Source organism: Ruegeria sp. AB8 (genome assembly GCF_056542605.1).
The window spans coordinates 1-7209 of record NZ_JBQGAB010000056.1; the positions used below are offsets into that span (position 1 = coordinate 1).

Below are 7209 nucleotides of genomic sequence, written 5' to 3' on the forward strand. Positions count from 1 at the left end.
GCGACCAGATACGACAGATGCCCGAAGGTCTTCCTCTCCGCCATCGCCCTCGCCGCAACCGTCATTTATTGGTTATGAGTCCTGACCCTAGTGGGATTCGGCTAAAGTTGCTTGGATTGCACTGCGCAGGTTAGTGAGGTGTGCTCGGCTCCGGCGGAACCTATCTCGTGCCCGCTTATCGCGGGAAACATAACAAAGAACTCTGTGCCTTCACCAAGTTTGCTTCTGTAGTCTATTGTTCCGCCAAAATGCTCAACAATTTCCTTTGAAATGTGCATCCCGAGTCCGGTACCGCCTGCGTGACGTTCATCGGAGGAGTCTATCTGGGAAAAGCGATCGAAAACTTTGTCATGGAACCCCTCAGGTATCCCGATGCCATGGTCTTTGACGAAGAGGCGAATATTCCCGCCGACTTTCTCGCATCCGACGGTTATCTCGCCTCCATCAAGGGAGAATTTAGCTGCGTTGGAGATAATGTTGGCCAACACCTGAAGAAGGCGGGAAGCATCACCTCTAACGTACAGATCATTGTTTCCCCTTAAGTCTTCTACAATTTCTACGTTGTGAGCACTGGTGTATCCCATGTTACAGGCAATCGCTTCCTGAATCAGCGCATGTACATCAACAGTTCCTTCACGGTAGTTCATCTCGCCCGCTTCCATTTTTTGAATGTCCAGCACATCATTAATTAGGGATGCGAGCCGTTCGCAGTTTTTACCCGCTAAATGAATGAGGCTTTGCATTGAATCTGGAGCTTCACCCAATGCGCCTGTGTTGATTAGGTCAAGTGATCCCTTGATCGAAGTGAGAGGCGTACGCAGTTCATGGCTAACTGTCGATATGAACTGAGTTTTCGCAATGTAGGCCGCTTTTGTTCTTTCGTGCTCCGCTTTGAGCTTTTTGAGTTGTTCCAAATTCCTGCGGTAGAGCTTCAGAAACACCATCGAACAGTCAATCAGAAAGTACATTACAAAGATAACGGTGAAGAAGTGCAGCCAGAGTTCAGATGAAAGCTCGGGGCGTTCGGTCCAGATATCCTTGACGACAATCAACATGAACGATACGCCGTACATGGTCAGACGGACAATCATTGCCCACAGAAACTGATGGTTGTTCATTGCTGCAAACAACGCCGCAGCAAACAAGAAGAACATTGGAGTAAAGTGACCACCGGCGGGCTGTGCGAAAGCAACTGAAACAGCATACAGGCAGATTGCAGTTGAGCTGAGGGTCGTGTTCAACAGAATCCAAACAACCATCATACCAATTGCTTTGTGCTGATCTGGCTTTAAGCGCGGTACGCGTTTGGCCAGCAATAAATCTTGCGCTTCGCAAATGAGAATTGTCCCATAGAACAGCATGGCGTTAATGGGATCGAAGAAGAACGCGGTCAAAATGGTCGTGGCCAGATAAATAGCCTGCCGCTGCCACAGAAGCGCAAAGCTCATGGCAGTATAATCTATGATGTTTTGCAGAAGCCGGTTTTCCGTTTCACCAGAGTCCCGGTCCGGCAGATTGGCGTCGATGGCTGTCATCTAGATGTCTTCGTTTTTAGCGCTTGGACAGTACCATTAGCGGCACAATGAGGACTTAGTTGGTCTGAATTGGGTTCACAGTTTGGCGCTAATCCTTTGAAGGCCACCGTGATTGTTGGCGTTTCACGCAAGGTTCTGGTGTGAGAGGTTGAAAAATTTTTGTTGCGCAAATGCCGTGTGGGCCCCCCAAAATTGACGATCTCGTTGCTAAGTGCGTTTTTTTTTTCTTAATGTGCCAGAAAGAAGAAGAAAATCTTAAAGGGTTGGGGTTTGACTGCAGTTGAGTTTACGAAGTTGGGGCAGGGTGCTGTAGCTCCTGTTTCGGCTAGGCTTGCAAAAAAGCCGGTGACACTGCTTCAGTTTGCAAGGTCCGCTGGTCGAAACATGTTTGAAGTCATCCCGGCCGAAACTCTGCGTGAAACTTATGTTCGTGGGCCTTTGAACATACACTATATCTGCGATCCTGAAATAATAACCGAGTTACTTGTCGGGCGGGGCCGTTCGTTTCCCAAAGCCAAGTTCACTAAAGACATTATTGGATCGGCTGTAGGCAACGGGTTGATACTCTCTGAAGGGGAAAAATGGCGTCAGCAGCGGCGTAGGTATTCTCCACTATTCGCCGCCAGGAACCTCCCGGTTCTTGCCCGGCATTTTGCAGAGACTGGTGTCGAGATTGCAGATTCATTGGCGGAACACGAAGGCCCTGTAGATATTGCACAAATTGCGCCTGCATCAACGTTGACGAATATTTCTAGGGTAATTTTTTCGGGTAACAAGAAAGTCAGTTCAGAGCAGATACGCATGGGGCTGATCAAGTATTTTGAGTACATTTCTGATTTGTCTCTTTTCGATTTAATGGGTTTGCCAAAGTGGGTGCCGCGCAAGAATTGGCTACGCAGCCTGGCCCCGGTCACCAATATGCGGAACCTCGCCAGAGAGGTCATTGATCAGCGTCGCGCCGAAAGCCGCAGCGAGCCACAGGACTTCCTTGATTTTATGATTGAGGCGTTGAAAACAGATTTCGAGGATGAAGCGACAACCGTTGACAACCTTTTAACCTTTGTCGTCGCTGGCCATGAAACTTCCGCCAACGCTCTGGCCTGGGGGTATTATCTGCTGGCGTTGCACCAAGATATGCAGGCGAAGGTTAGACAAGAAATTCGGTCGGTTCGCCCAAAAGGTCCAATGGAGTTTTCTGACCTGGAAGCAATGCCACTCCTGCGCGCCCATGTAAAAGAGACGCTGCGGCTTTACCCTTCAGCCGCGTTCTTTGCTAGAGACGCATCTGCCGACCTTGAAATCAAAGGGGTAAAGATTGCAAATGGTGACGCGCTGTTCTTCCCAGTTTACTCTTTGCACAGAAACGAAAAACTATGGGATGCTCCTGACCACTATCGACCGGAACGGTTCTTGGGATCTACACTACCTCGAGGTCAGTACATTCCATTTGGAGATGGTCCCAGAATCTGCATTGGTGCTCAGTACGCTGAAACTGAAATCATGGTACTTATGGCTTCGGTGCTCCGTCGAATAAATTTTTCGATTACAGAGTCTGAATTACCGGAACCAGTTTTGACATTCACCATGCGTACCAGTGGCCCACTCATCCTCAACGCCGAACGGGTTCGCGAATAAAGTTGATATCTAAACTCCAGTGCCTGACCTTTGATCGACGTCAGGCCTGGCGATAGAATTAGCTTACTACCGGCGAGTGAGGTAAGTGTTATCGCCGTACAGCTCACGCAAGACTACATCAAACAGTCTATCGTTGACCATTTCTTTGCGATGCGGTGTGGGCTCTGAAAATGTGGAAGAGGTTGTAACCAGGCCCTTTCTGAGATTGGCCTCACGATGATTCACGTTTTTGATAGCCATGTCCAAAGAGGCGAATGCTCCAACCTTCGAAAAAGAACGAAGCGATACCGGTGTACCTTTCACCACTTTAAGATGGACAGATGCGCAGCGGTTGCTGAGAACAGTCCCTAGTTCTTGGTTTAGGAAAGCTTCGGTCGGAATATTCTGGGTGCATTCCCGCCCATGTGTAACAATGAGAAATGCGCCACTCCCGCGATAAGAATAGATTCCTCCAGCAGCCTGCGTCGTTCTTTCAATGCAGAATCCAATGTCGGAAACAGATCGCCGAAAATCACCAAAATTCTTCAGATCAAAGTGATACTCGGCGTCACGAAATTTGATTGCGGTGACCCAGGTGTCAAATCGACGCCTCCGTGAAAGCTGCTCGACATAGTTGTCGAATTCGACATACCCCAAGCATTGTTCTTGCTCATCGATAGACAAAGGATCCTTGAAATTGAATTTCTGGTTGAAATCCAATTCACTGCGAAGATTTTCTATCGACGCCGATGAGGATTGGGTTTTCTTTCTCTCCATCATCAGAAGGTGAGCAGCGTTCATACGGCTGCGCAATTCAAAGAAGTCGAAGGGTTTAGTTACATAATCAAACGCGCCTTCTAAAAATGCCTTCTCGATGTTCTGCCTGTCATCCAGTGCAGTCAGCATTATGACAGGTGTTTCCAGATTATCCGGCAGGTTTCGGATTTGTGAAAGCAACTCTATCCCCGAGGTTCCAGGCATCTGAATGTCAACAAGCAGACAGTCGAACGGGGATCCTGCTGCTTCTATCATCCCAAGCGCTTCATCAGCTGAACTGGCAGCAGCCACATTGCAGTTTTCGAGTTCAGGAAGTGCTGACTGGAGCAATTTCAAAATGTCAGGATCATCATCAACCGCCAGTACAGTAAGTGCGGTCTTTCCTTGTGCTCGATGCTCTAAATTTCTTTGGAACCGATCACTGCCAAATGTGGAATGTCTCATAACTGGTGAACCGTCGATATCCTCATAACGGGGTAAACTTATGAGGAGAGTGGGTCGAAACAGCGGCAAAAATGGAGAAAGTCTTCGTAGAAAGGGGCTTTTTCTTGACCTTTATTTGGCGCCAACGGCCTCAACAACGAATTGCCAGTTATTGTTGTGAACTAGCGTCGCTTTCTCGTAACGTTATTATTTCGGCAATCTGTTGGCGCCAAATGGCAGTATACGATCGCAAAACTACGGAATTGAACAACGGTTAGAAGTCTAAGCATCGACTCTGGAAACCCCACGAAAATGCAATACAGCCGAGTTTTCCCAATAGTCTTAAAATCAACCTTAGTTGCAATGAAATATGCGTCGGGCGTCCAAGAGTAAATAAGACAATCTAGTGGGTGAGGTGTTCCATTTACTTGTGAATGTTGAATAAAACCGACTGACTGATGGTGCCATCGATGGAAAACTTTGCGCCGACAGGCGAGGCATTGATGCCCAGTCGCCGTGACCACCGTGCCCAGACTGAGGGGACGATGCCCAGGATGCTTGTTGCACCACCTTCCATCGCGACAGTAGTCATCTGGTGAAACAACTCCTGTTGAACCGGAAGCCTGCGTGACGATGCAACATCCTTTGCCACGAAGAAACGGGATGCTTCCCAAACAGAGCGCTTTACCGGGGCGTCAATAAATAGAACGTCAGATGGTATTCCTTTAAGGATACCTCTTTGCGCGTCGCGCAGCATATAACTATATACCCCGCACTCTGCAGTCGTGGGCAGAAGTCGCACACCTCCTAAGACCTCACCGAATTCATGCAACACAACCCATCGACAGGCTGGTGTGTCGTATTGGTCAAATTCCATCCCGTCAGCTTCACCAACTTGCCACTTTAACTGGTCAATGAAAATTGATTTTCTGGTTTCAAGGTATTTTGCCAGAAGGGTGCCATGCTCGTAAATATTGCGAAAATTAAGTGTAGTCGCGCGAATATGGCCAATGTTGCCACGTGGCATTGGCGGCTTGCTATTGACAGCAAAAATTTCTAGTCGCGCCAAAGTATTTGGTGCGCCTGAAGTGCCGTTAGCAGGTGTCAGTTCCGGAAGCCCCTCCGGGACCGGGTATGTCTGCTTATACCTGAGTGGTTGGTCCATATTTTACTCATATTTCCGACACACTTATGGCAAGATTCAATTCAGCAAGTCCACAACCCTATGCGGTAGTTGCCCGAATAGATGGATAGGTGTGTCTAAATCTCCTCCCTTCCTTTGGTTACCTTCGCTGCCTGACCAAAAACTTTAGAAAGTTCTTGGCTTCTATTTTTTTCCGCAGGTTCCAATTATTTCCCCATGTCTGGCAACACTTTGAAAAATATAGATTCTCTTATGTATCCCTTCAAATTTTCGATGGATCAGGCGCGGTTTCGCTATCCGATAGTATTTCGAGGCAGTCGTGACGGTTGATAGAAGCAAAGTTAAAATGGCATCAATAATTGGAGGGATTCGCTTTTCAGTATGCGCTCTCGCACGGGAAGAATTGTACAAGGTAAAAAAAAAGCACAGACATAAGGAAGCCCACCTTATGTCACCGTTTTGCCGCCTTCGTAAGAGAGGATGAGAACACCCTGAGTGTATCATGCGCCAGCCGACCGTTGCCCGAAGTCTGCAATGCCCAACGGTTGGCGAGGCGTAAAAGGTTGGTGAAAAGTTATGCGTATACTTGCTGTAGACGACGATCCTAGCATCCTGGAATTGCTAGATAGAGTTCTAGACGCGTTCGGTTATAAAGACGTCGTCACCGCCAGAAGTGGGCCAGAGGCCATTGAAATACTGTCACGACCTAACGAAGCGTTCGACTGCTTGCTACTGGATGTGCAGATGCCGCAAATGAACGGCATAACTCTTTGCGAAGAAGTGCGAAAATTACCAGAATACAAGTACACGCCCATTATCATGGTGACCGCCATGGTGCAAAAAGAGTACATCGACGAAGCATTCGGAGTTGGGGCAACGGACTACGTTACAAAGCCTTTTGAGTTCTCTGACCTGAAGCAGAGGTTGTCTGACGCCTATAGAATGGCAGCGGAACGAAGAGCCGCAATCGAAGTGCTGGAAGCTGAAGCGGATTTTGAGTTGTGTTTTGGCAATAGTCCGGACGTTCGCTTAATTGATCCGCAATGTTTCGGAGATTTGCCCGGTTTCATTGGGTTAGCTGAATTTGAGAACTACGTAATTCAGCTTTCAACGATGCACTCCATGGCTGCAAAGCTTGTGGCGGTGAAATGCATAGGCGCCGAACAAATCTATGAGACGAGCACGGTCAGTGAATTCCGTAGTGCCATGACTTTAGCTGGTACAGCGGTTCTGTCAGCTAGTCAGGAAGGGCGTAAAGTGGCGACCTATTGGGGAAATGGCGTGTTCTTGGTGATCTACGACAATCAAATTAATTTGAGCGTGGACCAGTTAGGAGCTCCGCTTCCCGAGGCATTTAAAGAAATTTCCGGTGACACCACTTCAGGTCGGCCAATTGGCTTCCAAGTTAGCGAAGAAGTTATGCTTAAAGCCAAAACCAAGATGGAGGCGTTGTTCTTGATAGACAAGGCCGTCGAAATGGCTGAAATGTCGGAGGGTCGAGCGGCGAATATCGCTTGAAAAACTGCATATATGGATGGTGATTAGGGTCAGGACTCATAGCCAATAGATAACGAGTGCTGCAAGGGCGATTGCTGACAGGAAGACCTTCGGGCACCTGTCGTAGTGGGTTGCCACACGCCGCCAATCCTTCAACCTGCCGAACATGATCTCGATCCGGTTGCGCCGTTTGTAACGACGCTTGTCGTACTTAACCGG

6 protein-coding genes are annotated in these 7209 nt (G+C 48.2%); 2 read left to right on the plus strand and 4 right to left on the minus strand.

Annotated elements, in window-relative coordinates; translation table 11 throughout:
* Positions 1-101: 101 nt before the first annotated feature.
* Positions 102-1535, minus strand: a complete 1434-nt coding sequence (locus tag ACR0CG_RS23310; protein WP_480527868.1) for a sensor histidine kinase — start codon at positions 1533-1535, stop codon at positions 102-104.
* Between the two features lie 384 nt (positions 1536-1919).
* Here ACR0CG_RS23310 and ACR0CG_RS23315 point away from each other — a divergent pair, with 384 nt between their 5' ends.
* Positions 1920-3170: a cytochrome P450 gene (locus ACR0CG_RS23315; protein ID WP_480527871.1), complete on the plus strand. Its 1251-nt coding sequence runs from the start codon at positions 1920-1922 to the stop codon at positions 3168-3170.
* Between the two features lie 66 nt (positions 3171-3236).
* On the opposite strand, the gene ACR0CG_RS23320 is transcribed toward ACR0CG_RS23315, so the two are convergent.
* A complete protein-coding gene (locus ACR0CG_RS23320; protein ID WP_480527872.1) occupies positions 3237-4370 on the minus strand; it encodes a response regulator in 1134 nt (377 codons plus the stop codon).
* Positions 4371-4773: 403 nt separating this feature from the next.
* On the minus strand, positions 4774-5514 hold the full coding sequence (locus tag ACR0CG_RS23325; RefSeq protein WP_480527874.1) for an acyl-homoserine-lactone synthase: 741 nt from the start codon (positions 5512-5514) through the stop codon (positions 4774-4776).
* Between the two features lie 555 nt (positions 5515-6069).
* Here ACR0CG_RS23325 and ACR0CG_RS23330 point away from each other — a divergent pair.
* Positions 6070-7011 (plus strand): response regulator, encoded by a 942-nt coding sequence (locus ACR0CG_RS23330; RefSeq protein ID WP_480527876.1) that lies wholly within the window; start codon positions 6070-6072, stop codon positions 7009-7011.
* A 36-nt stretch (positions 7012-7047) separates the two neighbouring features.
* Here the strand turns inward: ACR0CG_RS23330 and ACR0CG_RS23335 are convergent.
* Positions 7048-7209: transposase (locus ACR0CG_RS23335; protein ID WP_480527877.1), on the minus strand; the 162-nt coding region annotated here is incomplete at its 5' end.